Origin of the sequence: Balneola sp. (assembly GCA_002694685.1) — a bacterium.
Lineage (GTDB): Bacteria > Bacteroidota > Rhodothermia > Balneolales > Balneolaceae > Gracilimonas.
This window is the reverse complement of the sequence record NZMW01000010.1, coordinates 370,077-396,595: the sequence shown is the minus strand read 5'-3', so window position 1 is coordinate 396,595 and position 26,519 is coordinate 370,077. Positions and strand designations below refer to the sequence as shown.

Annotated in this window: 26 protein-coding genes and 1 pseudogene; 12 read left to right on the top strand and 15 right to left on the bottom strand. The window is 42.2% G+C overall.

Going from position 1 to position 26,519, the window contains the following annotated elements; genetic code table 11:
* The first annotated feature begins 21 nt into the window (after positions 1 to 21).
* Together CL667_11425 and CL667_11420 are read left to right on the top strand one after the other, a co-directional pair.
* Positions 22 to 1,263: pseudogene (locus CL667_11425) on the top strand (FAD-dependent oxidoreductase).
* 54 nt (positions 1,264 to 1,317) lie between these two features.
* Positions 1,318 to 3,660: a universal stress protein gene (locus tag CL667_11420; GenBank protein MAL18312.1), complete on the top strand. Its 2,343-nt coding sequence runs from the start codon at positions 1,318 to 1,320 to the stop codon at positions 3,658 to 3,660.
* Here CL667_11420 and CL667_11415 read toward each other — a convergent pair.
* The 9 genes from CL667_11415 to CL667_11375 form a co-directional block, all read right to left on the bottom strand.
* Positions 3,657 to 4,109 (bottom strand): iron-sulfur cluster assembly accessory protein, encoded by a 453-nt coding sequence (locus CL667_11415; GenBank protein MAL18311.1) that lies wholly within the window; start codon positions 4,107 to 4,109, stop codon positions 3,657 to 3,659. The two genes, CL667_11420 and CL667_11415, sit on opposite strands and share 4 nt — an antisense overlap.
* Positions 4,110 to 4,139: 30 nt before the next feature.
* Positions 4,140 to 4,838 carry an ATP-binding protein gene (locus CL667_11410; protein ID MAL18310.1) on the bottom strand — a complete coding sequence of 233 codons (699 nt, stop codon included), beginning with the start codon at positions 4,836 to 4,838 and terminating at the stop codon, positions 4,140 to 4,142.
* Between the two features lie 40 nt (positions 4,839 to 4,878).
* Positions 4,879 to 5,895 (bottom strand): NAD(P)H-dependent glycerol-3-phosphate dehydrogenase, encoded by a 1,017-nt coding sequence (locus CL667_11405; protein MAL18309.1) that lies wholly within the window; start codon positions 5,893 to 5,895, stop codon positions 4,879 to 4,881.
* On the bottom strand, positions 5,892 to 6,593 hold the full coding sequence (gene plsY, locus CL667_11400) for an acyl-phosphate glycerol 3-phosphate acyltransferase (GenBank protein ID MAL18308.1): 702 nt from the start codon (positions 6,591 to 6,593) through the stop codon (positions 5,892 to 5,894). Before plsY ends, CL667_11405 begins: the two co-directional genes overlap by 4 nt.
* A gap of 48 nt (positions 6,594 to 6,641) precedes the next feature.
* Positions 6,642 to 7,520 carry a lipoyl synthase gene (lipA, locus tag CL667_11395; GenBank protein MAL18307.1) on the bottom strand — a complete coding sequence of 293 codons (879 nt, stop codon included), beginning with the start codon at positions 7,518 to 7,520 and terminating at the stop codon, positions 6,642 to 6,644.
* 54 nt (positions 7,521 to 7,574) lie between these two features.
* The gene (locus tag CL667_11390) at positions 7,575 to 8,303 is read right to left on the bottom strand and encodes a lipoyl(octanoyl) transferase (GenBank protein ID MAL18306.1); all 729 of its coding nucleotides are present in this window, start codon (positions 8,301 to 8,303) and stop codon (positions 7,575 to 7,577) included.
* A gap of 190 nt (positions 8,304 to 8,493) precedes the next feature.
* Complete coding sequence (lpdA, locus tag CL667_11385; protein MAL18305.1) at positions 8,494 to 9,915, bottom strand: dihydrolipoyl dehydrogenase; 1,422 nt, start codon at positions 9,913 to 9,915, stop codon at positions 8,494 to 8,496.
* Positions 9,916 to 10,108: 193 nt separating this feature from the next.
* Positions 10,109 to 10,396, bottom strand: coding sequence for a hypothetical protein (locus CL667_11380; GenBank protein MAL18304.1), 288 nt, complete (start codon positions 10,394 to 10,396; stop codon positions 10,109 to 10,111).
* Positions 10,393 to 10,605 carry a hypothetical protein gene (locus tag CL667_11375; protein ID MAL18303.1) on the bottom strand — a complete coding sequence of 71 codons (213 nt, stop codon included), beginning with the start codon at positions 10,603 to 10,605 and terminating at the stop codon, positions 10,393 to 10,395. The genes CL667_11380 and CL667_11375 overlap by 4 nt, the downstream gene beginning before the upstream one ends.
* A gap of 215 nt (positions 10,606 to 10,820) precedes the next feature.
* Between CL667_11375 and CL667_11370 the strand changes: the two genes are divergently transcribed.
* Together CL667_11370 and CL667_11365 are read left to right on the top strand one after the other, a co-directional pair.
* The gene (locus CL667_11370; protein ID MAL18302.1) at positions 10,821 to 11,510 is read left to right on the top strand and encodes a hypothetical protein; all 690 of its coding nucleotides are present in this window, start codon (positions 10,821 to 10,823) and stop codon (positions 11,508 to 11,510) included.
* 81 nt (positions 11,511 to 11,591) lie between these two features.
* A complete protein-coding gene (locus CL667_11365) occupies positions 11,592 to 12,566 on the top strand; it encodes an alcohol dehydrogenase (GenBank protein ID MAL18301.1) in 975 nt (324 codons plus the stop codon).
* Here CL667_11365 and CL667_11360 read toward each other — a convergent pair.
* From CL667_11360 to CL667_11350, 3 genes are all read right to left on the bottom strand, one after another.
* The gene (locus CL667_11360; protein MAL18300.1) at positions 12,563 to 13,885 is read right to left on the bottom strand and encodes a hypothetical protein; all 1,323 of its coding nucleotides are present in this window, start codon (positions 13,883 to 13,885) and stop codon (positions 12,563 to 12,565) included. The genes CL667_11365 and CL667_11360 overlap by 4 nt on opposite strands.
* A gap of 123 nt (positions 13,886 to 14,008) precedes the next feature.
* Positions 14,009 to 15,115 (bottom strand): hypothetical protein, encoded by a 1,107-nt coding sequence (locus tag CL667_11355; GenBank protein MAL18299.1) that lies wholly within the window; start codon positions 15,113 to 15,115, stop codon positions 14,009 to 14,011.
* 3 nt (positions 15,116 to 15,118) lie between these two features.
* The gene (locus CL667_11350; GenBank protein MAL18298.1) at positions 15,119 to 15,352 is read right to left on the bottom strand and encodes a hypothetical protein; all 234 of its coding nucleotides are present in this window, start codon (positions 15,350 to 15,352) and stop codon (positions 15,119 to 15,121) included.
* 267 nt (positions 15,353 to 15,619) lie between these two features.
* On the opposite strand from CL667_11350, the gene CL667_11345 reads away from it, so the two are divergent.
* Genes CL667_11345 through CL667_11335 form a run of 3 tightly spaced genes read left to right on the top strand, consistent with a single transcriptional unit; the run spans position 15,620 to position 18,264 of the window.
* Complete coding sequence (locus tag CL667_11345) at positions 15,620 to 15,991, top strand: penicillinase repressor (protein MAL18297.1); 372 nt, start codon at positions 15,620 to 15,622, stop codon at positions 15,989 to 15,991.
* Entirely contained in the window at positions 15,988 to 17,484 is a 1,497-nt protein-coding gene (locus CL667_11340; GenBank protein MAL18296.1) for a hypothetical protein, read from the top strand. The genes CL667_11345 and CL667_11340 overlap by 4 nt, the downstream gene beginning before the upstream one ends.
* A gap of 6 nt (positions 17,485 to 17,490) precedes the next feature.
* A complete protein-coding gene (locus tag CL667_11335; protein ID MAL18295.1) occupies positions 17,491 to 18,264 on the top strand; it encodes a hypothetical protein in 774 nt (257 codons plus the stop codon).
* Between the two features lie 293 nt (positions 18,265 to 18,557).
* On the opposite strand, the gene CL667_11330 is transcribed toward CL667_11335, so the two are convergent.
* Together CL667_11330 and CL667_11325 are read right to left on the bottom strand one after the other, a co-directional pair.
* Positions 18,558 to 19,049: a GNAT family N-acetyltransferase gene (locus CL667_11330; protein MAL18294.1), complete on the bottom strand. Its 492-nt coding sequence runs from the start codon at positions 19,047 to 19,049 to the stop codon at positions 18,558 to 18,560.
* A gap of 231 nt (positions 19,050 to 19,280) precedes the next feature.
* Positions 19,281 to 20,555 carry a peptidase M19 gene (locus CL667_11325; protein MAL18293.1) on the bottom strand — a complete coding sequence of 425 codons (1,275 nt, stop codon included), beginning with the start codon at positions 20,553 to 20,555 and terminating at the stop codon, positions 19,281 to 19,283.
* 134 nt (positions 20,556 to 20,689) lie between these two features.
* Here CL667_11325 and CL667_11320 point away from each other — a divergent pair, with 134 nt between their 5' ends.
* From CL667_11320 to CL667_11300, 5 genes are all read left to right on the top strand, one after another.
* Positions 20,690 to 20,956, top strand: coding sequence for a hypothetical protein (locus CL667_11320; GenBank protein MAL18292.1), 267 nt, complete (start codon positions 20,690 to 20,692; stop codon positions 20,954 to 20,956).
* A 95-nt stretch (positions 20,957 to 21,051) separates the two neighbouring features.
* The gene (locus CL667_11315) at positions 21,052 to 21,450 is read left to right on the top strand and encodes a hypothetical protein (protein ID MAL18291.1); all 399 of its coding nucleotides are present in this window, start codon (positions 21,052 to 21,054) and stop codon (positions 21,448 to 21,450) included.
* Between the two features lie 29 nt (positions 21,451 to 21,479).
* Positions 21,480 to 22,217: a hypothetical protein gene (locus tag CL667_11310; protein ID MAL18290.1), complete on the top strand. Its 738-nt coding sequence runs from the start codon at positions 21,480 to 21,482 to the stop codon at positions 22,215 to 22,217.
* A gap of 78 nt (positions 22,218 to 22,295) precedes the next feature.
* On the top strand, positions 22,296 to 23,702 hold the full coding sequence (locus CL667_11305) for a glutamate dehydrogenase (protein ID MAL18289.1): 1,407 nt from the start codon (positions 22,296 to 22,298) through the stop codon (positions 23,700 to 23,702).
* Between the two features lie 432 nt (positions 23,703 to 24,134).
* Positions 24,135 to 25,631 carry a sodium:proline symporter gene (locus tag CL667_11300; GenBank protein ID MAL18288.1) on the top strand — a complete coding sequence of 499 codons (1,497 nt, stop codon included), beginning with the start codon at positions 24,135 to 24,137 and terminating at the stop codon, positions 25,629 to 25,631.
* 200 nt (positions 25,632 to 25,831) lie between these two features.
* Here the strand turns inward: CL667_11300 and CL667_11295 are convergent, their stop codons facing one another.
* A complete protein-coding gene (locus tag CL667_11295; GenBank protein ID MAL18287.1) occupies positions 25,832 to 26,440 on the bottom strand; it encodes a hypothetical protein in 609 nt (202 codons plus the stop codon).
* Positions 26,441 to 26,519: the final 79 nt, after the last annotated feature.

Genomic DNA, 26,519 nt, shown 5'->3' with positions numbered 1-26,519 from the left:
CCATTTTCAATTCTCCATCTTATGGGTAAAAATGTAATTATTGTAGGCGGGGGGTTTGTCGGGATTTCCGTTGCTAAAAAACTAGCCAATACTTCTTTTAAGGTCACTATAGTTGATAGAACCAACCACCACCTTTTTCAACCTTTGCTGTATCAGGTAGCTACAGCGGCCCTTTCTCCCGGCGATATTGCAACGCCCATACGAGCAATTTTCAGTAAACAGAAGAATGTGCAAGTCATTCTCGGTGAGGTCGATAAAGTTGACAAAGAAAAAAATCGCATTCACCTTAGCAACAACTCAAGTCTTCCTTTTGACTATCTGGTACTAGCCCCTGGCGCAGAGTACAATTACTTCGGAAATAACGAATGGAAGAAACACGCTCCCGGATTGAAATCTCTTTCAGATGCTCTCGAAATCAGGGAGCGCATTCTGCTTTCTCTTGAAAAGGCGGAACAGATTATAGATCCTGAAAAGCGCAAACCATTCCTGACCTATGTAGTTATTGGAGGCGGCCCAACCGGTGTGGAGATGGCCGGATCAATTGCCGAAATAGCCAAGCGAAGTATGATGCAGGATTTCCGCAATATTAAACCTGATGAAACCAAGATTTTTTTAGCCGAAGCAGCTGATGGTATTTTAAATGGTTTTGACAATCCACTCCCCGAAAAAGGATTAAAAACTCTTGAGGATATGGGGGTTGAGGTGTTATTAAATTCCCCGGTAAAAGAAATCCGTGAAGACGGTGTTGAAATTGAAGGGCGGTTTATAAAAACCCCGAATATTATCTGGGGTGCCGGGGTAAAGGCATCTCCAATTATTCAAAATATTGGGGTGGAAACGGATAGAATGGGTCGTGCAATTGTTGAATCAGATCTTTCTATCGCAGGCTCACCTAATATCTTTGTAGCCGGAGATGCAGCCCACGTCAAAGACAACAAAGGAAATCCCTTGCCCGGACTTGCACCTGTTGCCCTTCAGCAGGGAAAATATCTTGGGAACTTGATCAAGAAAGATTCCTCTTCCCGAGAACCCTTCCAGTATGTTGATAAAGGGACCATGGCTACCATTGGCCGGGCGAAAGCGGTAGCTGACATAAGGGGCTTTAAATTTAGTGGCTTTTTCGCCTAGCTACTATGGGGCCTCATTCACATTTTCTTCCTCATCGGTTTCCGAAACCGTTTTCGTGTTTTTGCCGAATGGACCTGGCACTATATTACGTTTAAGCGTGGAGTGCGACTTATTGCAAAAAAAGATAAAGGTTAATTTTACTTTTCTGAGATTGATAGTAGTTTAGCTCTTCAACTTTAAAAACTCTTTATGGCAGATTTAAAACGCGAGCTTGGTTTTTGGGATGCGCTAACTATTGGCGCAGGAACTATGATTGGCGCCGGGATTTTTCTTTTAGCAGGAATTGCACTCGAAATGTCAGGTCCGGCAGCTATTTTTGCTTATTTGTTAGCCGGTGTAGTTTGTATGATTACAGCATCCAGTGCAGCCGAGCTCGCAACCGGAATGCCTAAATCAGGTGGGGATTACTTCTTCGTATCACGATCACTTGGGCCTGCGTTTGGAGCCATTTCCGGAGTTGGAATCTGGCTGAGTCTCACCTTTGCTATCGCTTTTTATCTTTATGGGTTGGGCGAATACATGTCTCAGTTCTTGCCGCTAACGGTCTTTTGGGGAGCTGTTATCGGTGGAGTTCTATTAACTATTTTGAATGTTGTCGGGGCAAAAGAATCCGGCCGAACTCAAGTCGTCGTCGTTCTCATCCTTTTTGTGATCTTAGGTACGTTCAGCTTTATGGGCGTATTCTATATTGAATCGGACTACTATGACCCGTTTATGCCTTTTGGCTTTGACTCCATCTCTGCAACCACCGCTTTGGTATTTGTTTCATTCCTCGGTTTTGTGAAAATAGCCGCCGTAGCCGAAGAGATTAAAGATCCATCCAAGAACCTTCCACGGGCTTTGATTGGCTCGGTTGCTTTAGTAACGGTATTGTATATCGTGATTGTACTCGTTATCGGTGGGATGTTCGAGCAATCCACTATTGCTGATGTTAAAGATCCGCTTACAACAGCTGCACGTAAAATTTTAGGGAACCCCGGAGCTGTTGCCATCATTGTTGCTGGGTTATTGGCAACTCTTTCTTCAGCCAACGCCAGCATCATGGCTTCGTCTCGCATAAACCTGGCCATGGCTCGTGACCGAATGGTTCCAAACTGGCTCAGCGCCATTCACGACAAACTTCTAACTCCTTACCGCGCTATTGTGCTAACCGGAGTTTTAGCACTCTTATTTTTACTGCTGGATAGTCTTGAAAATCTTGCCAAAATTGCCAGTGTTTTACAGTTATATAGTTATGCCGCACTGAATATTGGCTGTATTGTATTGAGGGTTTCTAAGCCTGATTGGTATAAACCTACCTATCGTACACCCGGTTCGCCTTGGCTTCAAATTATAGCTGCCATCGGTTGTTTATCAATTATCATTTACTCCGGTACATTTGCACAAATTGCTGTTGTTGTGCTGATTATTGGAAGTCTGCTTTGGTATCTCGCCTGGGGCAAATCTCGGGTTGAATTTGAACATGCCGTTCCTCAGTTCAAACAAAATTGGAAAGAGCACGGAATAAAAGTGTTTATAGAAGCGCCTGAAAAACATCTTTCAGAAGACGAAGAGTGGTTCCCAGCTGTCCGGGCACTGGATATCAATAAAGGAAGAAAGGTAATTGCTGCTTTGGCAAACCCCGTTCATGAGCAAGCACTTTTAAGGGTTTCGCAACTTATAGCTACCGGCAAAGAAGAGGGTGGAAATGTAACGGGATTGAATATGGTGAAAGTCCCTTACCAAACTCCTATTTCTACCATCGAAAGAAAACTTCATGAGCAGGAACCTGTTCGTGAAAGCATAAAAGATATCATTGAAGAATCCAGAATCGAAAACCTTGATGTTCCGAATAAAGAAGCTCTTTCATCTACTTCATTTGAGACAGCTACTGCCGCATCTCACGATATTTTTAAAGGATTGATTTCTGAAACTGAAGGCCGAGAAGCTGATATGTTGGTAATGGGTTGGCAGGGAGGTTTCAGCCTTGGGCGGATTTATAACACTCCTATTCAGCCTATTATTAAAAACCTGAAAGCCGATCTTGCAGTACTTAAAGACCGCGAATTAAAAGACATTGATTCGATTGTAGTGCCGTGGGGTGGCGGACTTCATGCCCAGCTTGGGATGGAAATTGGAATCAGGATTGCACAGGCACTGGATGCTAAACTCCGTGTTCTTCGGTTAGTGAAACCCGGCACTGATTTATCAGAGGAAGAGGAAGAGCTTCAGGAGCGAGTTGAACCGCTGCTGGAAGGGTTCAAGAATGTAGAAATTACTATTAAAGAATCAACTGATGTGACTGGAGGTATGCTGGAGGAGCTTGAAAAGCGTAAAGATGACCTCATCATCATTGGAGCCTCCCACGAATGGGGCATTCGCAATGTACTCTTCGGAACCATTCCGGACATCATAGCTGACCGCGCACCTTGTTCTGTATTAATGGTTCGCAGATATGTTACGGACGATTGGAAGCTAAAGGCAACGGAAGGGATTAAAAGAGTGAAAGAGCAGTTGGGGATGTCTTCATCTCCCGATACTGATGTTAATTAAATGGCGAAGGAAGTTCCGCAGCCACAATTCTCTACTGCGTTCGGATTTTCGAAGGTAAAGCCACGAGCATCCAATCCATCTGGGTAATCAATTTCCATCCCTTCTAAATACATCAGATGTTTTGGAGCTACGATAATTTCAACACCATAGCTTTCGTATATCTTATCTTCATCAGTGCGATAGTCAAGGCCTAATTTGTAGCTCAGCCCAGAGCAACCACCGCCATCAACAGCCACACGGAGATAGAGATTATCATCCATGTTTTCCTGCTGTTTAATCTTCTCTACCTGTCGAGCTGCGCGTTCGGTAAGCAATACAGGCTCACCTGTCAGCTCCTGTTTTTCATAGTCTTTCTCAGTGATTGGCTGGGGTGTAGTTCCCTCTTCTTCCTCATCTACATCAATTAATGAGGAAATAACATCATCTAAATTGTCTTCTTGAACACTCATGTCGCTCCCTTTATTTAGAACGAGTCAAAATTACGAACTTTTATTGGAAAATGTGTAATGAGTTACGCCTTCTTTTTCAAACAAGTCAAGAACACCCGCACTCACTAAATTCACCAAAATTTTTGCCGCACGATAGGTTGTTACACTTATCAGCAATGAGAATCTTTCAACCGTAATGTCTCCATATTCATTCAAAAAGCGGAATAGTTGTTGCTCTCTTTCTCCATACTCAAAAGTGACGCCTTCATCTGAGTAATTTTGCTTTAATACTTCAATATACTCGTCGCTGGCTACTACACTTTCATCGTCAACACGTATATATACCTGACGCATTTTCTTTCCCTTCACATACACCGGTTTTTCTTCCGACTCCGGTACTTTCACAATCAGCACATCCCGCTCACCCAAATTCAATAATTCAATTTCTATAGGCACTGCAGGAATACATTCTTCAGAAGCGGCCTGGTTCAGCCAAAATTCTTCTTCATGATATCCTTCAACCCCAATCATTTCCCCATTATCTTCTACACCAATTAGAATGGTTCCGCCTTTTGTGTTGGCAAAAGCGGCCATTTCTTTAGCTATTTTTTCGGGGGAAGCCACACTGTGCTTAAACTCCAGAAAACTACTCTCTCCGGTCTGGATAAGTCCTTTTAAATCACTTGGGGTAAGCTTTGATACTTTAACAGTGTCGGTAAATTGTAAATAAAATTCGAGTTCGTCTTTCATAATTGTAGATGATTTTGGGTTGAACTCTTAATGAAATCAGCTACATCACGATTTCATCTTTAGGGTCGCGGGTCATCAATTCATATAACGCATCGCGCGGATCAACATTTTCAAATAGTACACTGTAGATTGCGTGAGTGATGGGCATTTCAACGTTATTCTTAACCGCCCAATCCCGTACCGACTTTGCTGTCTTCACGCCTTCTGCAACCATGTTCATACTTTCGATAACATCGTCCAGCTTTTCCCCTTTACCAATGCGAAATCCGACCGAACGGTTCCGGCTATGTGTACTGGTACAAGTAACAATCAAATCTCCCATTCCGGTCAGTCCGGAAAAGGTATCGGAGTGAGCCCCCATCAGAACACCCATCCGTTTCATCTCATGCAATCCTCTGGTTATCAAAGCTGCCTTAGCATTATCCCCAAGTTCTGCTCCATCAATAATACCGGCGGCAATCGCCATAATATTTTTAACCGACCCTCCGATCTCGACACCTATCACATCGTTGTTGATGTATACCCGGAACATAGGAGTCAAAAAAGTTTCCTGAATGATTCTCGCCGTTCGGGTCGAATACGCAGCGGCAACAACCGTTGTTGGCTTTAGTTTACCCACTTCTTCAGCATGGCTTGGACCGTAAAGCACCCCAATATTATCTTCAAGCGTAGTCCCCTCCATCACTTCTACCAACACCTGAGACATCGTTTTGAAAGTATCATTTTCGATTCCTTTCGCCACCGTAACCAGAATTTCATGGCCATCCAGACAAGGCTTAAGTTTTTCTGCTACTTCTCTGAGTGTATGAGAAGGGGTCGCAAAAATAACCATCTCTTGTGACCTGAGGCATTGCTCCAAATCATTGTAGGCCTTAATGGAATCCGGGAGCTTTACGTCCTTCAGGTAAGACGGATTGCTATGCTTTTCGTTGATCTGATTCGCTATTTTTTCTTCACGAGCCCAAATTTGAACATTATTTCCGGCTGTATCCAAAACCATTGCCAACGCTGTACCAAAACTTCCGGCACCAACAACGGTTACATTTCTATTGCTCATGCTTCTGCCTCTGCTAAATCTGCGGTTTCTTCTTTTTTGTCCTTTTTGCCGTAGATATCCACTTTGCTCTCATTCCCATCAAGCAAGCGCCTGATATTTGATTTGTGCTTATAGATAATACCTGCTGCTATAAATATCGCGAAGATGATTATGCTTCCATCAACAAAATACCCAAAGCCATAACGCATAATCAGCAAACTAATTGGGTATATGAAGCTTGCAACAATGGAAGCCAAGGAAACATACCGCGTTGTTAATGTTATTGTGATAAAGACAACCGAAGAAATACCTATTGAGATGGGCTCAATTCCGTATAACATTCCGCATGCTGTAGCTGCACCTTTTCCGCCTTTAAAGTTTGCAAATACAGGAAACATATGGCCGACTACCGCAAAAAGGCCGCAGGTAATTTTAAGAAAAGCGTCAGCTTCCCATCCAGGAGGAGCAATTGGGCCACTTCCAATCTCAAAAGCATACATGGCTACCCAATAGGAAGAAACGAAGCCTTTCATGAAGTCCAGCACTAAAACACTGGCACCGGATTTCCACCCCAAATTTCTAAAAGCATTGGTTGAGCCCAGATTTCCACTTCCAAAATTGCGGATATCCATCTTATGGAAAATCTGACCAACCCAAAGGGATGACGGGATAGACCCCAACAAGTAACTGATCAGTAAAACTATCAGAAGTGAAACCATATGCTTTTTATTTGCTCCAAGTTACTACAACAGAAACAGGAAAAAAATCTAGACGTGTCGCTCAGCGTGGTACGAAGAACGAACAAGCGGACCACTTTCCACGTGCTCAATTCCTAATTTTTCGCCAATCTCTTTGTATTCAGCAAATTGATCGGGATGTACCCAGTCTAAGACCGGGTGGTGCATTTTTGTAGGCTGCATGTACTGACCAATAGTCAAAACGTCCACACCGTGCTCTACGCAATCCTGCATTAATTCAATAACTTCTTCGCGTTCTTCTCCTAATCCTACCATGATACCGGTCTTGGTTCTTAAGCCAGCATTTTTTGTGCGTTGAAGGAGTTCTAAAGAGCGCTCGTAGCGAGCTTGTGGGCGAACTCTCCGGTATTTACTTGGCACCGTTTCAAGGTTGTGGCTTAGCACATCTGGTGGAGTATCAAAAACGATTTGTAACGCATTGTCCCATTCTCCACGAAAATCGGGAATGAGAGACTCAATTGTTACACCGGGTATCGCTTTCCTAATTTCTTTATGGCACTCTGCAAAAATTGGTGCACCGCCGTCTTTACGTTCATCTCGGTTTACAGAGGTTAAAACTACGTGCTTCAATCCCATCTTGGCAGCAGCATCAGCAACTCGTTTGGGCTCATCCCAATCTAAGTCTTGTGGTGGGCGGCCTGTTTTAATAGCACAGAAAGCACACGAACGAGTACAAACATCTCCTAAAATCATGAACGTGGCCGTGCCGGCTCCCCAGCATTCCCCCATGTTTGGACAACGGGCTTCCGAACAAACTGTATTCAGGTTATTCTCCCGAATGGTTTTTGAAACCTCTTTAAATTTCTCCCCTGATGGAAGCTTAACACGCAGCCAATCTGGCCGGCGATTTTCGGATGGTTTATCTACTACCTGAAGTTCTTTAATCATGGTGCTTCTCTAAATAATTAATCAAGATGCATTGTAATAACAATGCTGCTAAAGTTACAAAATATTATGCTCCACTTCCTGCATGGAACCCTTTGGAGAAATGGATACATCGAAAACATTTTCGAAATGAAAAACAATCCTATCCTTCACCTCCTGAGCGTCTACCTCTTTACCCGTCAGCTTTTGCAAACTGGTTACGGATTTATCATTAATTCCACACGGAACAATGTTGTTAAAATATCTTAGGTCGGTATTTACGTTGAGCGCAAAACCGTGCATGGTTACCCAGCGTGAACAGCGTATTCCCATGGCACATATTTTGGCTTCATCGACCCACACTCCGGTAGCGCCTTCAATTCTACCTGCCTCAAATCCGTAGTCGGCACAAACCCGAATCATCACTTCTTCCAGATACCGCAGATATTTGTGCACGTCGGTGAAATGGCGGTCTAAATCTAAAATGGGATAGCCAACGATTTGTCCCGGTCCGTGGTACGTGATATCACCACCTCTGTCAATTTTAACAAATTCAGCATCAAGCTGATCGAGTTCGTTTAATGAACGAAGCAGATGTTCCTCTTTTCCACTTTTACCCAACGTGTAAACATGAGGGTGCTCTACAAAAAGCAGGATATCATCTAATCGACTTCCCTCAAACTCTCCTTTTTGCTCGGTACGTTTTTCGTCTATGATGCGCTGCTGCACGGCATGCTGTAAATCCCATATCGGCTGATACGAGGCTGAACCCAAATCGTATAATTCAACAGCTTTTTTGTGTGACATGTTGTTACATATAAGTCTATAACCAACGTCTTTTCGTAGGGGCAATTCATGAATTGCCCCTACGAAAAGAATTATCAATCACAGAGAAAAAAATGGCTCCCGAAGGAGCCAGATTCTTTTGTCGTCATCCTGAATTTAGTTCAGGATCTTAAGATGCTGAAACGAGTTCAGCATGACAACTGATGTACATCTATTTTTTCTTAACAGGTGTTCCTAAATGAACCCCTTCGTTATACGCTTCTGCCGCTGCTTCCATCACTGCTTCTGACAATGTTGGGTGAGGGTGAACCGCACTTATAATTTCATGTCCGGTCGTTTCGAGATCGCGAGCTACTACAGCTTCTGCAATCATTTCCGTCACGCCGAATCCAATCATATGGCAACCTAACCATTCGCCGTACTTAGCATCAAACACTACTTTCACAAAGCCTTCTTCATGGCCTAAAGCAGTTGCTTTTCCTGAAGCTGAAAGCGGGAATTTACCCACTTTGATGTCATAGCCTTCGTCTTTTGCTTGTTGTTCAGTTAAACCAACTGAAGCAACTTGAGGCTCACAATAGGTACAGCCCGGAATGTTGTTGTAGTTAATCGGATGTGGATTTTCGCCTGCTAGTTGCTCAATACAAACGGTTGCTTCATGAGAAGCTTTATGAGCCAACCAAGGAGCGCCAATCACATCACCGATTGCATAAATTCCGTCGGTATCAGTTTTGTATGATTTCTTATCAACTACGATAGATCCTTTTTCGGTTTTAACACCGGCTTTATCAAGACCAAGGTTTTCAACGTTTCCAGTAACACCAACCGCAGAAAGAACAACGTCAGCTTCGATCTTCTCTTCGCCTTTCTTGGTTTTTACGGTTACTTCAACGCCTTTTCCTTTCTTCTTCACGTTTTCGACCGTGCTTTCGGTCATGACGTTAATGCCTTTTTTCTTGTAAATCTTGCCGAGTTCTTTTCCAACATCAGCATCTTCTACAGGAACCAGGTTTTTCTGAAGTTCAACAAGCGTTACTTCGGTTCCGATGGTGTTGTAGAAATAAGCAAACTCAACGCCAATAGCGCCGGCTCCAACTATCACCATTTTCTTAGGCTGCTTTTCGAGCTGCATGGCTTTTTCGGAATCGATAATCATCTCGCCATCAATTTCCAGGCTTGGAAGCTGACGCGGGCGAGCACCGGTTGCTATAATAAAGTTCTTCGCTTTGATGCTTTCCTGCTCTTTGCCTTTGTCGTCATTTACGGCAACTTCAGACTTAGATTTGAAAACACCTGTTCCCATGAACACTTCAATTTTATTCGCTTTCATGAGGAATTGAACGCCTTTGCTCATCTTGTTTGCGACACCACGGCTGCGCTTCACCATTCCGCCAAAATCAGCAGAATAGTCCTTCACGTTAATTCCATAATCTCCGGCGTGCTCAATCGACTCAAATACTTCAGCTGAACGCAATAAGGCTTTGGTTGGGATACAGCCAATGTTCAGACAAACTCCACCGAGATGTCTTTTTTCTATAATTGCTGTCTTAAAGCCAAGCTGAGAAGCGCGAATGGCGGCTACATATCCGCCGGGGCCTGACCCGATTACACATACATCAAATTCTTTTGCCATGGTACTTTCTGATAATGATTTTGAAGTTATACGCCCTCTCTGTTGCAGGTCCTGAACAATTTCAGGAATTACCAAACTTCAAACGAGATTAAACCGAACCACGTTCGGCCTGACGCACTGATTTAATAGCATTCAAAGGTAAGGTTTTTTGTATTGAACATCGAGTATTGAGGGAGGAATCTTGAAGTTTAGCTTATCGATTCTGGTGTTTTGGATTTCTTCTATGGTGGAGAATGGCAGTAATTACAATATTAAATTCATCTATTATATAGAAAACACTAAATGGGAACCTCCGAACAAGAGCTTTTCTTGTATCCCCTGATACTATTGGAAATTGCACTGGATTCTCTAAAACTCTTCGTAAAGCATGATCTATTGATGACTCAAAATGCTCACCAAGATGCTGGTCAATTTCAGAATACCATTTTTTTGCCTCCTGATAATCCTCCCTTGCTGCACCTGTAAAAAGAATCAGTTTCATTCTTTACCGGCACTTTTCTTTACTTCATCCCAGGTAAATAGCTTTTGATTACCTAACTTATACTGTTCTTCTCTCTCCCTTATAATATTGAGTTGCGTTTCAGATAAAGGAACATCCTCTTCCTTCAGGCTATCCCAAAGGATTTCAGTAGCAACAAGCTTGTCTTCAGGTGTTAACTCTTTTAATTCTTTTATTAATTGATCTCTCATAACTAATTAGTTAATTGAAATTCAATATATATCACCCAAAGATAACTTCAAAAACTCAACAATCTTTAATACTGAAATACCCGCTGAATTTGTTATACTCCTAACAGAGAGGCGAATTAACCGCTATGATTATGAAAAAGACTATTATCACATCCCTGTTTCTACTTTTGCTGATGCCGGCTGTAATCGGAGCTGACAGTACAGATCCCGAAAAAATGAAAGCCAACATTGATGAACTGGCTGAGTATTTTGAAGCAAAAGGCTATGCTTTTAATGATATACTCAAAGATTCCCGATTCAAGCTGATTGAGAATATAACAGGGAAATTTACCCGTGCCGTAGAAATCAAAATTGAAAGTTTTGAGGACTATCAAGGGGTTATCAGGTACGACCGGAAAATAGAGAAGATGGAAGAATTCCTCGTTAAGTATGCTCCTGAGTTAGATTTTGCTGAAGAAAAGTACGGAATCCCAAAACACGTGATAGCCGGGATAATCGGAATCGAGTCAGAGTTTGGACGATATAAAGGAAGCTATAACCCTTTTAACGCTTATGTTTCTATGTATGCGGAAGGGTATCGAAGCGACTGGTCTAAAGCTCAGCTGGAAGAACTTCTGATTTTTGCTAAGAAAAACGATCTGGATATCATGGCTATGGAATCAAGCTATGCCGGGGCGATGTCCTATGCACAGTTCATTCCCTATTCCTTAAACCGGTGGTTTGTAGGCAAAGATCTTTATTTCATGCCCAACAACATTGCTTCCGTGGCTAATTATCTGGCTCACTTTTATAAAATTACCGGAAGCATGGAGAAAGCAGTTATGCGTTACAACCCAAGTACCATGTACACCAAGGTGGTTCTTGAGCTTGCTGAAGAAGCCCGCAAGATTGAAGAAACTGACTAAAGATTTTTAGCTATTTAGATAGCAACTTTATTTTGGTCGGGCAGTATTGACCAACAAATAATTAAGTCAATACACGTTTTGATGAAAGCTATCATTTGTGAAAAATATGGGGATCCGAAAGACCTTATCTATGGTGATGTTGAAAAGCCATCGCCTTCTGAAAATGAAGTCCTCGTCAAGATATATGCAACTGCCGTTAACGATTATGATTGGGGTTCAGTAAGAGGCAGACCCTATCTTTATCGACTTTTGTTCGGTGTCCTCAAACCCAAATCCAAGATTCCCGGAATGGAGGTTGCCGGTGTTGTAGAAGAGGTTGGCACAAAAGTATCCTCTTTTAAAACAGGCGACAGAGTGTATGGGGATACTTCTGAGTTTGGGTTTGGAAGCTTTGCTGAATATATGACTGTAAATGAAGCAGCTTTAACCCTGATGCCCGCTAAAATGAGTTTTACAGAAGCTGCTTCAATCCCTCATGCCAGCATTCTTGCTTTGCAGGGTCTAAAGGATAAAGGCGGAATCAAAAATGGCCAACTCATATTAATTAACGGCGGCGGTGGTGGAGTGGGGACTTTTGGCCTTCAGCTTGCCAAACTATATGACGCCGAAGTTACCGGCGTTGATACCGGAGAAAAGTTACAGATGATGAAATCACTCGGTTTTGATCACATCATTGATTATAAGAAGGAAGACTTCATAAAAAACGGTCAGGAGTATGATCTTATTCTGGACGCTAAAACAAATCGATCCCCACGTTCTTATCTCCCATCTCTGTCCCCGAACGGAACATACGTTACGGTTGGCGGCAAGCTCTCTAAGCTTCTCAAAATTGTGTCCTTTGGACCGATACTTTCAAAACTCACCGGAAAAAATTTGAAGCTTTTACCTTTGGAACCCAACAAAGGTATGGACTATATAAATGAGCTTTATTCAGATAATAAGCTCAAATGTATTATTGATGGACCTTATCCTTTGGAAGAAACACCAACGGCCATTCAATACTTTGGGGAAGGGCTTCACAGCGGTAAAGTTGTAATCAGTGTTTTTGAAGATTAGTCCAGATATTTAGCCAGTGTTTCCATCAGATTTTGGTCAGAAAGGGCGAGTCCATATTCCACAATTTCACCATCAGGGTTTATCAGGTAGTACGTAGGGAACGAGTTTACGGAATACATTTCCTGAATCCGGTCATTTTCTTCATAAATCTCTGCAATCTGGGGCCAGTTGATTTCTTCCCTTTCCACAAATTGCTGAAACTTCTCCAGGCTCAATTCATTTGCAATTCCTACTATTTCAAACTGCTCACCTCCATATCTATCATATGCTTCTTTAATCTTAGGCAATGCTTCTATACACGGGCCACACCAGGTTCCCCAAAAATCCAGCATTACATATTTTCCCTTCAGCTCAGATATAGAAATCATTTCGCCGGATAATGTTTCTGCTTCAAATAACGGGGCTTCTGTCCCCGGCCGAAGCCCTACTTTTGGATTTACATCCACTTCTGATTTTTCAATCTTAATCTGACTCCCATCCATTGCCATTCCCGTAATCTCCCAGCTCTCACCGGCAATATTAAACGGCTCTGTGACCGGATAAGCCTCAACGCCATCTTCCATGATATCGAATACTCCATCACCATTCATATCCACATAGAAATAGGTATAGGGCTCTTTTCGGTAGGGTGGAGCGCTTTCTTTGACCAGAGCAACATCGAAAGTTTGTCCGTTTACTTCCCAGGTGCCGAAGCGTAATTTTTGATAATACATCTGAAGACTTTCAAAGCCCATGTCGGTCAAATACATCAAGCTGGCATTCTCTTCAAAACGCTCTATATCTTTTCCGTTGTAGAATTCAAATCCGGCCGGAATAATGGCCTCCATCACCTCAAATACATTATCCTGAAACTCTACCGTAGCAGGTTTAAAGGTGACCGGATTATCCAAGTCAAAAGAACCATTTTCACCCTCGGTAAATACTACCATATTTCCCTCTGCATCTTCGCCAACGGCTACGGTGACAATCACATCTACCCATTCATCCGTAATCGTCCCCTCATTAATGAACATGCTGTTTCTTTTATAAATAGCGGAATCGATAAAGCCTGCAGCCACACCCTGACTTACATATTGATAGGTATCAATAATCCCGTAAATAATTTCTCCTTCCACCAGACCATCAGGCACAACACTTGGTTCGCCCGGATATTCAGGATCAAAAACATAATTCCCGCCCATGGTAAGAGCTAAAATCGGAGGCACCCTACCCTCATTAGCTTCCAGTGCAAACTCAACATCAAATGGCGGGCCTTGTTTCTCGGGGGAGCAAGCCGCAACAAGCAAGACACCTACCGCAAGTACAAAATACTTCTTCATGGATAAAGGACTGTTTTTTATTGTTGGAGCGGAATGATAATAAATTTGAAATCACATTTCTGACGCAAAAGGCTTTTTTATAATAAATGCCTGTTTCATTATATATCCTTGAGCAATTAAAAATCAGTCCCTCGGGATATTCATTTGGTATCCTATAATCTCATAGGTCGCTGTATTATAGGTAACGAGGTTTTCATTATGAATTTTAAACCCGCTAATATCTCCCAAATCTAATATCATGGAGTATTGATATCTTCCAGTATTGGCTGTGTATACGTCAAATAGGTGGTAGTCATATTGCTCATTCCCCAACTGACTCCAGATCACTATTTCATCGCCCATCAGAGCAGACCCAAGGTTTATATCAGTTCCCTCAAATCCGACTGGAAAATTCCCCGGCAAACCATACAAATCATCGTCTCCAAAAATAATTTTTGGCGCTGAGCTTTTGTCCATTGTGCGAATAGCCTGCTTTATCTCTCCTTCTGGACCGTATCTTATTATTTGAGGGATATACTTTGGAATAAAAATGAATTCATTGTCCCATACTTCCATGCTCCCAACTAATGGCATCCCAAAAACCCCAACATTCTTAGCCAGCTTGTGTTCGTCATTATTTACAATATGAGTAAATGCCTCTTCACGTTCACCTTGTACGCTATAAGACTCAAAAATATGACCCATCTCCGGTCCTGCAACACTTACTATAACTCCTGAATTGGAACAAGCTATATTGCCCGGGCTATTTTCTTTGAAGAACTTTTGCCACCTGAACTTCCCTTTAGAATCAAGGCTCACTAATGACCGGACTCCCAAGTCAACCTGATAAAAGTTCCCCACTGCATCATGGCAAAGATCAAAGGGATATTCAAACTCGCCGGGCCCTCTTCCGAGTCCTGAACTTATTCTTTTCATGTAGTTTCCGTCATAATCATACTGCATGATTGAACCACTCATTCCATCCAGGAAATAAAACGAAGTGCTATCCAAGTCAAGCCATGAAGGGGTAAATGGAGAAGAAGAGTCAAGACCACTTATCTGCATCCTTTTTTGCAACTCAACATCAATGAAGCTTCGCTCTGTGTTTTGCTGAGCTTCAAGTCTGTACTTATAAGGGAATATATATTCCTCTCCTCGCCATTCTACAACAACACCTTCCGTGCTTTCTGAACAGGAAGCAAGGCTTATCAGACTCCCAAAGAGAATTATTATTGTGGTCAGTGCCTTCAAGATCTAAGCTTTTGAAATATCAGGAATTCGATCTCCTCTAACTGTTATCATCACACACCAATACCACGATACCGTGCCATCAGCATTTGGATACCATGTGATGCTACAAATTTCGTTACCCAGCGTACCACAGCTAACTCCAATACAGGCTTTGAGTCGGTCGTTGCTTTGTGTAGCTGTGGGTGAAATAAATATAAATAAAACTGCAAGTAGTACTGCGATTGTCATTCTTTTCATGGTTACTCCCTCTTTCAATTATTATTGGCAATCTTAGAGTCCTTTATATTTCTGAAATTTTCAAATCATTTAACTATCTGTTTCTACTACCCGAAATTTCACCATAACATATATAGTCGTTTTTGTTCTTAAACAAACAGATCAGTTGCATTCGCCAGAAGATGACCACTCATTTATAGATGCAGTATCAGATTTTTAACCTGAACTTTGATTTTTAAATATTTTATTCTACATTTGTAGAAACAATTCTAACTTTGTAGAAGGCCAATGAGTTTAACACAAACAGAAGAAGAGCTGATGCAGTACTTATGGAAGCTGGAAAAGGCTTTCATGAAAGATCTGCTGGAGATGTATCCGGAACCTAAACCGGCTTCCACAACTGTCGCAACATTATTGAAGAGAATGGCCGACAAGGATTTCATAGGCTATGAACAAATGGGACGGTCCCGTCAGTATTACCCGCTGGTGAATAAAACAGACTATTTCTCGAAGCATGTAAATGGATTAATCAGGAAGTTTTTTGATGATTCAGCCTCTCAGTTTGCTTCCTTTTTTACCTCTGAGACCAATTTATCTGAGGCAGAGTTAGAGGAGTTGAAAAGCATCGTTGAAAAAGAAATAGAGAGTAGAAACCAATGATCATCTACCTAATAAAATCTACTTTGTTGCTTGGACTGCTGCTCGGTGTTTACAAGCTCTTGCTTGAAAATGAAAAGATGCATCGTTTCAATCGGTTCTTTTTACTCTTCGCATTGGTATTCGGCCTCACCGCACCCCTCATTTCTTTTGAAGTTTCTCCTGAACAGTCTATTGCTGGAATCGAATTGCAACAGATGGAGCGAATCGTAAATGCCCCGGCAGAAGCCGTAAGCAATTCTGTTGAACCCCTGATTGTGCCCCGAAAAGAAACTTCTGCCAACCCCGGCATCACCCCAACGACTCCTGAAAAAGCATCCCGGCCGTTAGGCTTTTTAGATGTTCTACTGGGAATCTACGGATTGGTCACTCTTTTTCTTTTGATTCGGTTTGCCGTTGGATTATTTGAAATCAGGAATAAAATCAAAAACGGAAATCACACAAAAACAGATCATGCAACGCTGGTTTTGCTGGATGAGCCGATCGTACCACAATCTTTTCTGGATTACATATTTCTTGAAAAACAAAGATTTGAATCAGAAAAAATAGAACCTGAGATTCTGGATCACGAATTCATACATGTCCGCCAGCTCCATTCATTTGATGTATTGTTTATCGAATTCCTGAAAGTCATCTTTTGGTTCAATCCGCTAATGTATCTCTACAAGCATGCCATTCAGTTAAACCATGAGTTTCTGGCTGATGATGCTGTAGTCCGCAGCGGTTCATCCGTTAGCAACTATCAGGAAATGCTAATTCGGGTAAGTGCCGGAAATACCTCATTAAATAACACCAGCAGCATTAACTTTTCATTGACCAAAAAGCGTATCAAAATGATGGGCAAAAAGATTTCAAAGGTGAAAGTTGGGGCTGTTTGGCTTTTTGTCCTTCCACTATCTGTAGCTCTCATTATTGTTTTTTCAGCCCAAACAGATGAGTACCCTAAAACCATAAGTATGCAGGAAATATGGGACTCCATGCCTCCCACAACCTATCAGGATGTTGAGTTGGAATACGATGGACCCTCTGGTTTATATCACCCACTAGATGAGCATTCCGGTGTACTGATCGGGCCAAATGGCAAGCCATATACCGGAGAAAGAAATACATACAGTGTCGATACAGAATCTATGATCCAAAAGGAAACAGTTGTTAATGGAAAAATAACTCAGACTGAGTTTCATATGTATGACAGCACAGGAGCTTATCAATACAAATCCGTAGTTATTCCGTCTCTGGATGAAGATGGAAATACTGTCTCTACATTTTACAACGACAGGCTTTCTGATAGTCTGACCCTTAGTATGAAAAAAATTAATACGGACTCGCTAATAATCAACAAAGCATGGCACCCTAATGGACAGCTGGCTTGGGAGTTTCAGATGAAGATTCCGGGCGGAGGCAGGCAAGGTTTAGCCACCGTGTATGATGAGAATGGGGCTATTATTGAGCAGGAGCGCTATGAAGATGGTGAACTTGTAGAAAAGATCAAATAACCGACTATGAAACAGTTTACCAGCCATATCGATTTCTCATTGACCAAAAAGCGGTTTAGGATGATGGGCAAGAATATCTCCCAATTCCGGTCAAACTCCATCAAGATTTTTCTAGCACCTGTAGTCATCTGTTTATCCTTGATGTTCTGTACGGATCAAAATGCAGAAAATGGGCTGACACCAATTGAACTCCGAAGCAGTTTTATTGGAGGCTATTATAAGTCGGAACCTATATTATATATCAAAGAAGAGAAGGCTACCTATCCTCCCTACTACCCCTTTGACCCGATATTGCACAATGAAGAAGGTGAAATCTTTACCGGCAAACGTACATTTTATAGCCGAAGTCCCAAAAACCCTGGCTGGGAAGACCATATCAAAGATGGTATTATTACAAAAACAGTGTACCTGAATAAAAAAATGATCGAAAGCAATCGTGTTGCATACCAATTATACGAATATGAGGATGGCAGGTATGTAACCCAAACCAGCTATGACAGTAATGATGAACTGATTCAACGAATTGAATATACAGAGAACAGTACCAGAAATTACTCACCCGACGGTCAGCTTACATCATATGGATATACTGAGATCAAAGATGGAAATAGATGGACCTATCAAAAAGCTTGGTACCCAAATGGAAACCTGATGATGGAAATCGAAAGTGGCAGAGATTCATCCGGCCAGCAATCTATTTGGGTTAGTTATGATGAAGACGGGAATATAAAAAGACAGACCCGTATTGAAGATGGAGAGCTGATTCAAGAAGAGAATTAAATAAAAAATCTTTTTTTAGGGTGCAGACGAAAACCAGAGTTCATCCGACGACTCCAGTTCGTCTGATGAATTTTTTTAAAGCTGGATAGCTTTCTCCAACTCAGATACTTTCCAATCGTCGGACCGTTGAAAATTCCAGCACTTTTCCACTCTTTTCCCAAGCGGTCAGACGATGTTCCCTGGCTTGACCTTCACCTTTTAAACCAAACTCACATTCATAAAAAAAGCCCCTTCCGCTAAGAAGAGGCTTCACTTCAACATTCAGTGTTGAATGTTCAATATTCGTTTTTCACTTACGTGAGATCTTTCGTCATGAAGTACCATTTGGGATCTCCATATTCGAAGTCCTGCTTTTCGTACAGGCGACGCGCCGGGTTGTCTTCCCGAACTTCCAGCGTAACTTTAGAGCAGCCCATTTCTTTGGCCTCTTCTTCGATGGTTTCCAGCATCATGGTACCGATTCCCATTCCCCGTGCATCGGGATGAACCGCTACATCGTGAATCTTAAATACTTTACTTGCGGTGAAGGTAGAAAATCCTACAAAGCAGGTTACAATGCCCAACGCTTTTTCATCGGCATAAGCGATGTAAGTCATGGTAGTGGGTACTTTCTTCATTTCGGCAATCATATCCACGCGGACTTCCTCGTCCAGTGCCTGATCCTGCCCCATAGGATCGCGTGCAAAAAGATCAACAATCTTGACTATATCTGAGGCGTGCTTGGTATTGTTTAAATCGGCTTTTAAAATCTTGACGTCGGTTGAAACGTCTGCTTCTGCAATCACTCTTTCTTTGATTTATTAAAATTAGACCTAAAGTTAAAAAGATTAGGCGCCGGTTTAAAATTTATATCCCCTTTCTAATTTTTCTTAGCAATTAGATAATTTGGCTTTAATTAGTTTACAGCAGTATAAATTCTTGGATATAAAAACGTGCCGACGCAGAGCGTCGGCACGAGTAGGTATAAGCAAACTAAAGTCGACTTGCTACGATCGCTCTGCGTCGTAGCAAATAGGTCACAGCTCGTCGGCTACTGCCTGCACTTCATCCAACACCCGAAGTAAATTTCCACTCCAAAGCATATCGATTTCTTCTTCTGAATATCCTCGTTTCACCAGCTCATGGGTCACGTTGAAGGTTTCGGAAGCATCCATCCAATTATAAACTCCACCACCACCATCAAAATCAGAGCTGATTCCAACGTGCTTTAAACCAATTAAATCGACCATATAATCAATATGATCTACAAAATCAGCCACGCTTACCGGAGGAGTATTAGCATTTACTTCATTTTCGATTCTTGGTTCGGCGTTGTCTTGAACCGTGCGATACATTTCCATGTATTCATCGCGTTCTTCGTCATTCATTTCGCGGATATCACTCCAGCCAACCATTTCAAATCCAATTTTCTCGGCTTCTTCTTCTAATACTGTGCGCGAAGCTTCCTGCCAGGCACTGTGTTTTTCTCCATCTACATATCCTCTGAAAGCAACCGTCTGTACTACTCCGCCATTTTCTTTGACCATCATCAGTTCTTCATCGCTCAGATTCCGGCTGTGATCATACAGCGCTCTTGCGGAAGAATGAGAAGCAACAACCGGTGCTTTTGATAGGCGCATGGTTTCCATATTGGCTTTTTTAGAGGGATGTGAGATATCAATCATCATTCCCAACCGGTTCATCTCGGCAACAACTTCACGCCCCATTTCACTGAGTCCGTCGTGCATCCAAACATCATCACGTTCCCCCGTGTTGGAATCACTAAACTGACTGTGGCCATTATGAGATAGCGACATATATCGTGCACCGCGATTATAAAATTCTTCAACCCTGGATAGGTCCGTTCCGATGGGATAGGCATTTTCAACACCAATCATAGCTACTTTTTTACCTGCAGCGGTAATTCTTCGTACGTCCTCTGAGGTGGTAGCCAGCTCAATTTGATCCGGAGCTATTTCCTCGGTTAGCCTGTGGATGGCTTCAAACTTGCTTATCGCATTATCATAAGCATCTGCATAGCCTTCAGCCGTTAAGGTATCTTGTCCGGTATAAACTACCAGCCACACAACATCCAGCCCACCTTCATTCATCTTTACCAGATCAACTTGTGTATCTAGTCGCTGGGTATAATTAGTTTCTTCAGTGAAGTTATTCACGTTGATATCTACATGCGTATCAAGAGTGATGACCCGCTCATGGATATCCATAGCTTTATCAAAAATCTCTTTTTCGCTAGGGGCACATCCCGCAATCAACAATAGGGCTAAAATGGAAGAGCTTAGTAATTTCATAATTAAAGACAGTGTTGTTAAGGTGATTATAGAGATATAATCTATGTTAATTTTGGGATAGTTGTGAAAGCCATCGGAACGTAAACCCCCTGTAGCTCATTTATTTAATACATATTAACAAAACCAAAGCCACCATGACTTTTATGTACTTATTAGCATATGCAACAATAGGACTTGTAATCGGATGGCTCAGTCGGCTTCTTACTAAACAGCGAGGAGTAACAATGTTGCCAAGTTTGGCCTTTGGAGTTCTTGGCGCATTAGCCGGTAGTTTCATTGTGCAAACAGTGGGCTTAGCAGGAACTGCTTTCTATGCGGCCGTTGGAGCTATTGGAGTCCTCTTTACGGTAAATGTATTCCGGCAAGAAGAACCTATTTTTACTGAAACCGAAAAAGTCTGATCCTATTCTCGGTTTTACGGTTTTAAGGGAACAAAATTCAGGGTTTGGAATTAGGTATAACAGAGAGACCTTCCAAACCCTAACTATTTTCCCTAATGAATGTTAAAGACCGCAGAATTCACCTTTTCCTTCAACTATTTTTTCTGCTTATCGGGCTATATCAATTTGTCCGGCTGATTGGATCTCTGCAAAGCGGACAGTTTTCGGGAAACCTTTTTGAATTTCAATCCAACAATTTACCTGCTCTTTCTATCGCATCTGCTCTTACTGTAGGGTTTACATCCCTGATTAGCAGCTTTTCTATGTGGACTCGTGCAGCATGGACTTACGGCTTCACATTATTCACCTCGGGAATTTTATTCGCCTATCACTTAATGAATTTAGGTTCGGCAATTTTGCATAACTCATACGAAATCATCCCTATTGTTATTGTTCTGGTTGTAGTGCTTCAAAGTTTTCCCTTTTTACTGCGACGATCCTACCGTAGCGTGTAACACTGTACTACTTTATCCGTTCAAAAACTATGGATAACGTCTCTCAAAAAGATATTGACTGGCTGCTGAATATGGATAAATCCGGGATTTCAAATCTCCCTAATGCCTCTTCTGCTCCACCCTCGCCCCCCAAAAAGAAACTTGGCTTTAGAATCCTGTTCTGGTTCTTAATGGTATTCGGAATGTCAGTTCTGCCTTTCTTTATTCTCATTCGGACTTCTGTATTTTTGAATTTGTCCTACGATTGGAATGGCTGGCTTGCTCTAAGCGGTGGTATTTTTGCGACCGTACTATTTCTTCTATTCTACATATTCTACCTTTTCCGAAGGGTTTCAAATAAGAAAATGTTGTTGCGATTCAGCTTAGGCGGAGTGGGTGCACTGGTACTTGCTTTCTGTTTTTATGGGTTGATGTACCTCTCTTCTGTTAATGCTAAAAGTGATGACATTCGGGAAGTCTATCGATCTATGCATCCTATTTTACGAGTCGCCGTTGCAACTACAACACTGGCAGACAGTGACCTCGTAGTTACCGACATCCAGCGCCAACCGGAAGATTATGCTGCGATGGGCATTCCGGTAAATCAGCGATCCCTTCACTTTCCCCAACCAACCGGTTATGTACACGCCATTGATCTGCGAACAATTGGCCGAAATGAATTTAGAAATTTTATACTCCGCACTTCCCTTGAGTTTATGGGGCTTAAAACCATTCGCCACGTCGGTACCGCTGACCACCTTCACGTAGCCTTACCCGTTTCGCATTAAAACCGGCTTTACCTTGTTTCTCTGTGATATAATTGCGACCATCAGTCACTATCAAATTAGACTGGAGAAAAAAGGAATATGTCTACATATAAGTTTTATGAGCAGGTTAATAAAAACTTTGATAAAGCGGCCAAATACACTCGCTTTGACAAAGGGATTTTAGCTCAGATTAAAATCTGTAATACCGTATATCACGTTACCTTCCCCGTTCGCAGAGATGACGGTACGATTGAAGTTATTGAAGGCTGGCGAGTGGAGCATAGTCATCACAAAACCCCTACCAAAGGTGGAATACGCTTCAGCCACAAAGTAGATGAAGATGAAACCATGGCGCTAGCGGCATTGATGTCTTATAAATGTGCCATTGTTGATGTTCCATTCGGTGGAGCAAAAGGCGGGGTAAAAATCAGTACTCGCGAATATTCCGAAAGTGAGCTGGAGCGTATAACCCGTCGGTACACTTACGAATTGATCAAAAAAGGATTTATTGGACCTGGAATTGATGTCCCTGCACCCGATTATGGAACCGGAGCCCGGGAGATGGGTTGGATTCTGGATACTTATCGCCAGATGAAAGATGACCTTAATGCCGAAGGTTGCGTGACCGGAAAGCCTATTGAACAAGGCGGTATTCGGGGACGTACAGAGGCTACAGGACGAGGAGTTTATTTCGGAATTCGTGAAGCTTGCAATAACGAACAAGACATGAAGAAAATCGGGCTTGAACCCGGTGTGGAAGGAAAGACTTTTGTTGTGCAGGGACTGGGTAATGTAGGATATCATGCCTCGAAGTATATGACAGAAGCTGGTGCTAAGCTCGTAGGGATTGCTGAAATTGAAGGTTCTATCTATGATGAAAATGGCATCGACCTTGAAAAACTCATGGAATACCGGAAGGAAACGGGCTCCATTATTGGTTTTGGAAACACCAAAGAATTAAAAGACCGAGATAATGCACTTACCTCGGAGTGTGATATACTTATCCCGGCAGCCCTCGAAAGTCAGATTACCGGTGATAATGCTGCAGATGTGAAGGCTAAAATAATAGCAGAGGCCGCTAACGGTCCTACGACTGCTGATGCCCACGATATTATGAAAGAAAGAGGGGCGCTAATACTACCTGACACCTACCTAAATGCTGGTGGTGTTGTTGTTTCCTACTTCGAATGGTTAAAAAACATTCAGCACGTAAGATATGGCCGAATGAGCAAACGATTTGATGAGAACAGCATGAAGAAAATTCTTGGTGTCATTGAAAACATTTCTGATCGAAAGTTCACTGATGATGAGATCGATAATCTTGCCCATGGAGCAGAAGAATATGACCTGGTTGATTCCGGTCTCGAAGAAACCATGATTACTGCTTACCAGCAGATATCTGAAATTCGTAAAGAACACGATCTGGACGATCTTCGTACCGCGGCCTTCATCAATGCTATTAACAAGATTGGCATTATGTACGAGCAAATGGGAATCTTCCCCTGATATCTGCTCAACTTGTTTTACTACAAAAGGCGAATCCTTAGGGTTCGCCTTTTTTTATTCAATAAATTTCCGGGAAGGAATCACCCGACAAAAAATGAACAAGCACAAAAGCATACCAAAAATCTTCACTTTGGCTAAGGTTTAGAGTCTGAACATAAGTTTATGAATGAGTTAAAAACAGTGATTAATACCAATTACTCTGTTTTTATTTTCTATTACCTTACATTAGTTATATAATAGAAATTAAGTTTGGTCGAGGCTCCACTTCCGCCGTATATTGGAGATAGTTATTCAAAAAACAAGCCCACGAACTTATCGGCGGGCTATTTTTATGCCCTTCAAACACCTCGATAGAATCCTCTTCTCCCAATTATTATTCCCCTTCATTTTTTCATCTCTGGTAATTTCAATTCAAAGCACTAACTTCATTTCATGGATGAACTGAATACAATTACTATACAAGATGGAAGTGGATACGTTCTGGCAGCCTTTGTTGGTTATCTGGTCATTCTTTTTGGGATTGGAATTTATTCAGCTCGGTTTTCTTCAGAAGGTATAGCCGAGTTTTTTATCGGTGGGCGCAAAATGAATCGGCTGGTTGTTGCCTTATCTGCAGTGGTCTCAGGGCGTAGTGCCTGGCTTCTTTTGGGAGTTACGGGCATGGCTTATGCTCAAGGTGCTTCTGCACTATGGGCTGCGGTAGGATATATTGTCGTGGAATGGTTTCTGTTTATGTATTACGCCAAACGACTCCGAACTTTTTCAGAACGCTACGATTGCATCACGGTCCCTGATTTTTTCGCTGAACGCTTTGATGATAAAAACGGCAGCCTTCGCATCATACTCGTTGTTATTTTTCTGGTGTTTATGGTGAGCTATGTCTCATCTCAATTTGTGGCAGGCGGAAAGGCTTTTGCTTCCAGCTTTGGGCTTGCCCAAAACACCGGGGTGATGATCACAGCTGCCATCATTTTGCTCTATACGGTTTTGGGAGGATTTCTGGCAGTGAGTCTGACAGATACAATCCAGGCATTCTTTATGATCATTGCTCTTGTCTTTCTTCCCATCATCGCCATTTACGATATGGGCGGATGGAGTATTGTGATGGGCGAACTTCGAATGCAGGATATCGGCTTTGTAGATCCCACTGCTTTAGGCTTCGGTGCATTTATAGGGTTTATCGGAATTGGACTTGGTTCGCCTGGTAACCCTCATATTTTATCCCGGTATATGTCGATTGATGATCCCAAGCAGCTCAAATATGCTGCCGTTGTTGGCACCGTTTGGAATGTAATGATGGCTGGCGGTGCCATTTTAATTGGATTAGTTGGCCGTGCCTATTTTCCCGAAGTCGATATGCTGCCCGGTTCTGATACTGAAAACCTCTATCCGTTATTAGCCCAGAATCAACTTCACCCTGTATTATTTGGAATCGTGATCGCCTCTATCTTTGCGGCAATCATGTCGACCGCTGATTCCCAGTTATTAGTAGCCGCCTCCAGCGTAGTTCGGGATATTTATGATAAGCTCATCAAAAAAGACGAGGAAATCCCACAGAAAACGCTGGTTCTTTATAGCCGAATTGTAGTCGTTCTGCTGGTCATCATTTCTTTGATTTTTGGGTTGGTGGCTCAGAATATTGTTTTCTGGCTTGTGCTTTTTGCATGGGCGGGATTGGGTGCTTCTATCGGACCGACTTCTATTTTGGCTCTTTATTGGAAGAAGACGACAAAGGCAGGAGTTATTGCCGGGCTCCTCACAGGTACTATCGTAACGATGATCTGGTATTTTGTGCCCGTCCTAAAAAACAATCTTTACGAATTGATCCCTGCCTTCACCCTAAGCTGGCTGGCAACATGGGGAGTCAGTAAAATCACACAAACTCCGGATAAACTGGAAGAGCATTTTGAGGAGTTGACGAGGGAGTAGGTATTTAAAGTCCGAGCTTCAAATTCCAATGATCAATACTCTGTCATTTCGAGTGACGCGAGAAAGCAAAATATGTATGTAATGAGATGACCTCTTGAACAAGCTATAAAAGTGAATCAAACAATTGCGGATCCCTCGTAAAATAAATCTTCACTTCCCCGCCTATTTCCACTCGGGATGACAAGCCTGAATATCAGTGCTTACACCTTCTTCATTTTTGGTAACGATAAATTCCATTTTATAGAAACCGTTCGGATGGTGATAATTACGGCCGTGGTAATCAGGTAATTCAGGTTTTCGGGGAGATTGAGTTCTAATCCCAGATAAAATATTACAGCTCCGGCCAAACAAGCCGTTGCGTAAATTTCTTTCCGAAAAATAAGTGGCACTTCACGGCAAAGAACATCTCTGGTAATTCCACCAACTACTGCAGAAATCATCCCCATCATACCGGCTATAAATGGATTGAAGCCAAAAGACAGCGCTTTTTCCATCCCGATAATAGTAAACAGGGCAATCCCGATGGTATCAAAAATAAAGATGGTTCTACTGTAATTATCAAGACGCTTTCCCACCAAAAATGTAAATGGCACGGCTGCTAAGATCACAAGAGGGTAAGTCATGTCAGCCATCCAGGTAATGGGATGACTATCAAGCAGGAGATCCCGAACCGTTCCGCCACCAATGGCTGTTACAAACCCAACCACTGATGCCCCAAACACGTCCATATTCGCTCGAGAAGCAATTCGAATACCGCTTATGGCGAATACAAACGTACCGATGAGGTCTAAAAGGTAGATCAGGTCCATTTTTATCCTGGAGAGTTAGTATAAAAGTCCCAAATCACAATGACCAATGACCAATGAACAATGAACAATGAACAATGAA

Excerpts from the sequence above, each read along its gene's own strand:
- CL667_11345 (MAL18297.1), top strand. The coding sequence starts at position 15,620 with ATGAGTTTAACACAAACAGAAGAAGAGCTGATGCAGTACTTATGGAAG.
- CL667_11350 (MAL18298.1), bottom strand. The coding sequence starts at position 15,352 with ATGAAAAGAATGACAATCGCAGTACTACTTGCAGTTTTATTTATATTT.
- CL667_11340 (MAL18296.1), top strand. The coding sequence starts at position 15,988 with ATGATCATCTACCTAATAAAATCTACTTTGTTGCTTGGACTGCTGCTC.
- lpdA (MAL18305.1), bottom strand. The coding sequence starts at position 9,915 with ATGGCAAAAGAATTTGATGTATGTGTAATCGGGTCAGGCCCCGGCGGA.
- CL667_11375 (MAL18303.1), bottom strand. The coding sequence starts at position 10,605 with ATGAGAGATCAATTAATAAAAGAATTAAAAGAGTTAACACCTGAAGAC.
- CL667_11320 (MAL18292.1), top strand. The coding sequence starts at position 20,690 with ATGACTTTTATGTACTTATTAGCATATGCAACAATAGGACTTGTAATC.
- CL667_11390 (MAL18306.1), bottom strand. The coding sequence starts at position 8,303 with ATGTCACACAAAAAAGCTGTTGAATTATACGATTTGGGTTCAGCCTCG.
- CL667_11370 (MAL18302.1), top strand. The coding sequence starts at position 10,821 with ATGAAAGCCAACATTGATGAACTGGCTGAGTATTTTGAAGCAAAAGGC.
- CL667_11325 (MAL18293.1), bottom strand. The coding sequence starts at position 20,555 with ATGAAATTACTAAGCTCTTCCATTTTAGCCCTATTGTTGATTGCGGGA.
- CL667_11295 (MAL18287.1), bottom strand. The coding sequence starts at position 26,440 with ATGGACCTGATCTACCTTTTAGACCTCATCGGTACGTTTGTATTCGCC.
- CL667_11310 (MAL18290.1), top strand. The coding sequence starts at position 21,480 with ATGGATAACGTCTCTCAAAAAGATATTGACTGGCTGCTGAATATGGAT.
- CL667_11405 (MAL18309.1), bottom strand. The coding sequence starts at position 5,895 with ATGAGCAATAGAAATGTAACCGTTGTTGGTGCCGGAAGTTTTGGTACA.
- plsY (MAL18308.1), bottom strand. The coding sequence starts at position 6,593 with ATGGTTTCACTTCTGATAGTTTTACTGATCAGTTACTTGTTGGGGTCT.
- CL667_11415 (MAL18311.1), bottom strand. The coding sequence starts at position 4,109 with ATGAGTGTTCAAGAAGACAATTTAGATGATGTTATTTCCTCATTAATT.
- CL667_11300 (MAL18288.1), top strand. The coding sequence starts at position 24,135 with ATGGATGAACTGAATACAATTACTATACAAGATGGAAGTGGATACGTT.
- lipA (MAL18307.1), bottom strand. The coding sequence starts at position 7,520 with ATGATTAAAGAACTTCAGGTAGTAGATAAACCATCCGAAAATCGCCGG.
- CL667_11360 (MAL18300.1), bottom strand. The coding sequence starts at position 13,885 with ATGAAGAAGTATTTTGTACTTGCGGTAGGTGTCTTGCTTGTTGCGGCT.
- CL667_11410 (MAL18310.1), bottom strand. The coding sequence starts at position 4,838 with ATGAAAGACGAACTCGAATTTTATTTACAATTTACCGACACTGTTAAA.
- CL667_11335 (MAL18295.1), top strand. The coding sequence starts at position 17,491 with ATGAAACAGTTTACCAGCCATATCGATTTCTCATTGACCAAAAAGCGG.
- CL667_11365 (MAL18301.1), top strand. The coding sequence starts at position 11,592 with ATGAAAGCTATCATTTGTGAAAAATATGGGGATCCGAAAGACCTTATC.
- CL667_11380 (MAL18304.1), bottom strand. The coding sequence starts at position 10,396 with ATGAAACTGATTCTTTTTACAGGTGCAGCAAGGGAGGATTATCAGGAG.
- CL667_11315 (MAL18291.1), top strand. The coding sequence starts at position 21,052 with ATGAATGTTAAAGACCGCAGAATTCACCTTTTCCTTCAACTATTTTTT.
- CL667_11305 (MAL18289.1), top strand. The coding sequence starts at position 22,296 with ATGTCTACATATAAGTTTTATGAGCAGGTTAATAAAAACTTTGATAAA.
- CL667_11420 (MAL18312.1), top strand. The coding sequence starts at position 1,318 with ATGGCAGATTTAAAACGCGAGCTTGGTTTTTGGGATGCGCTAACTATT.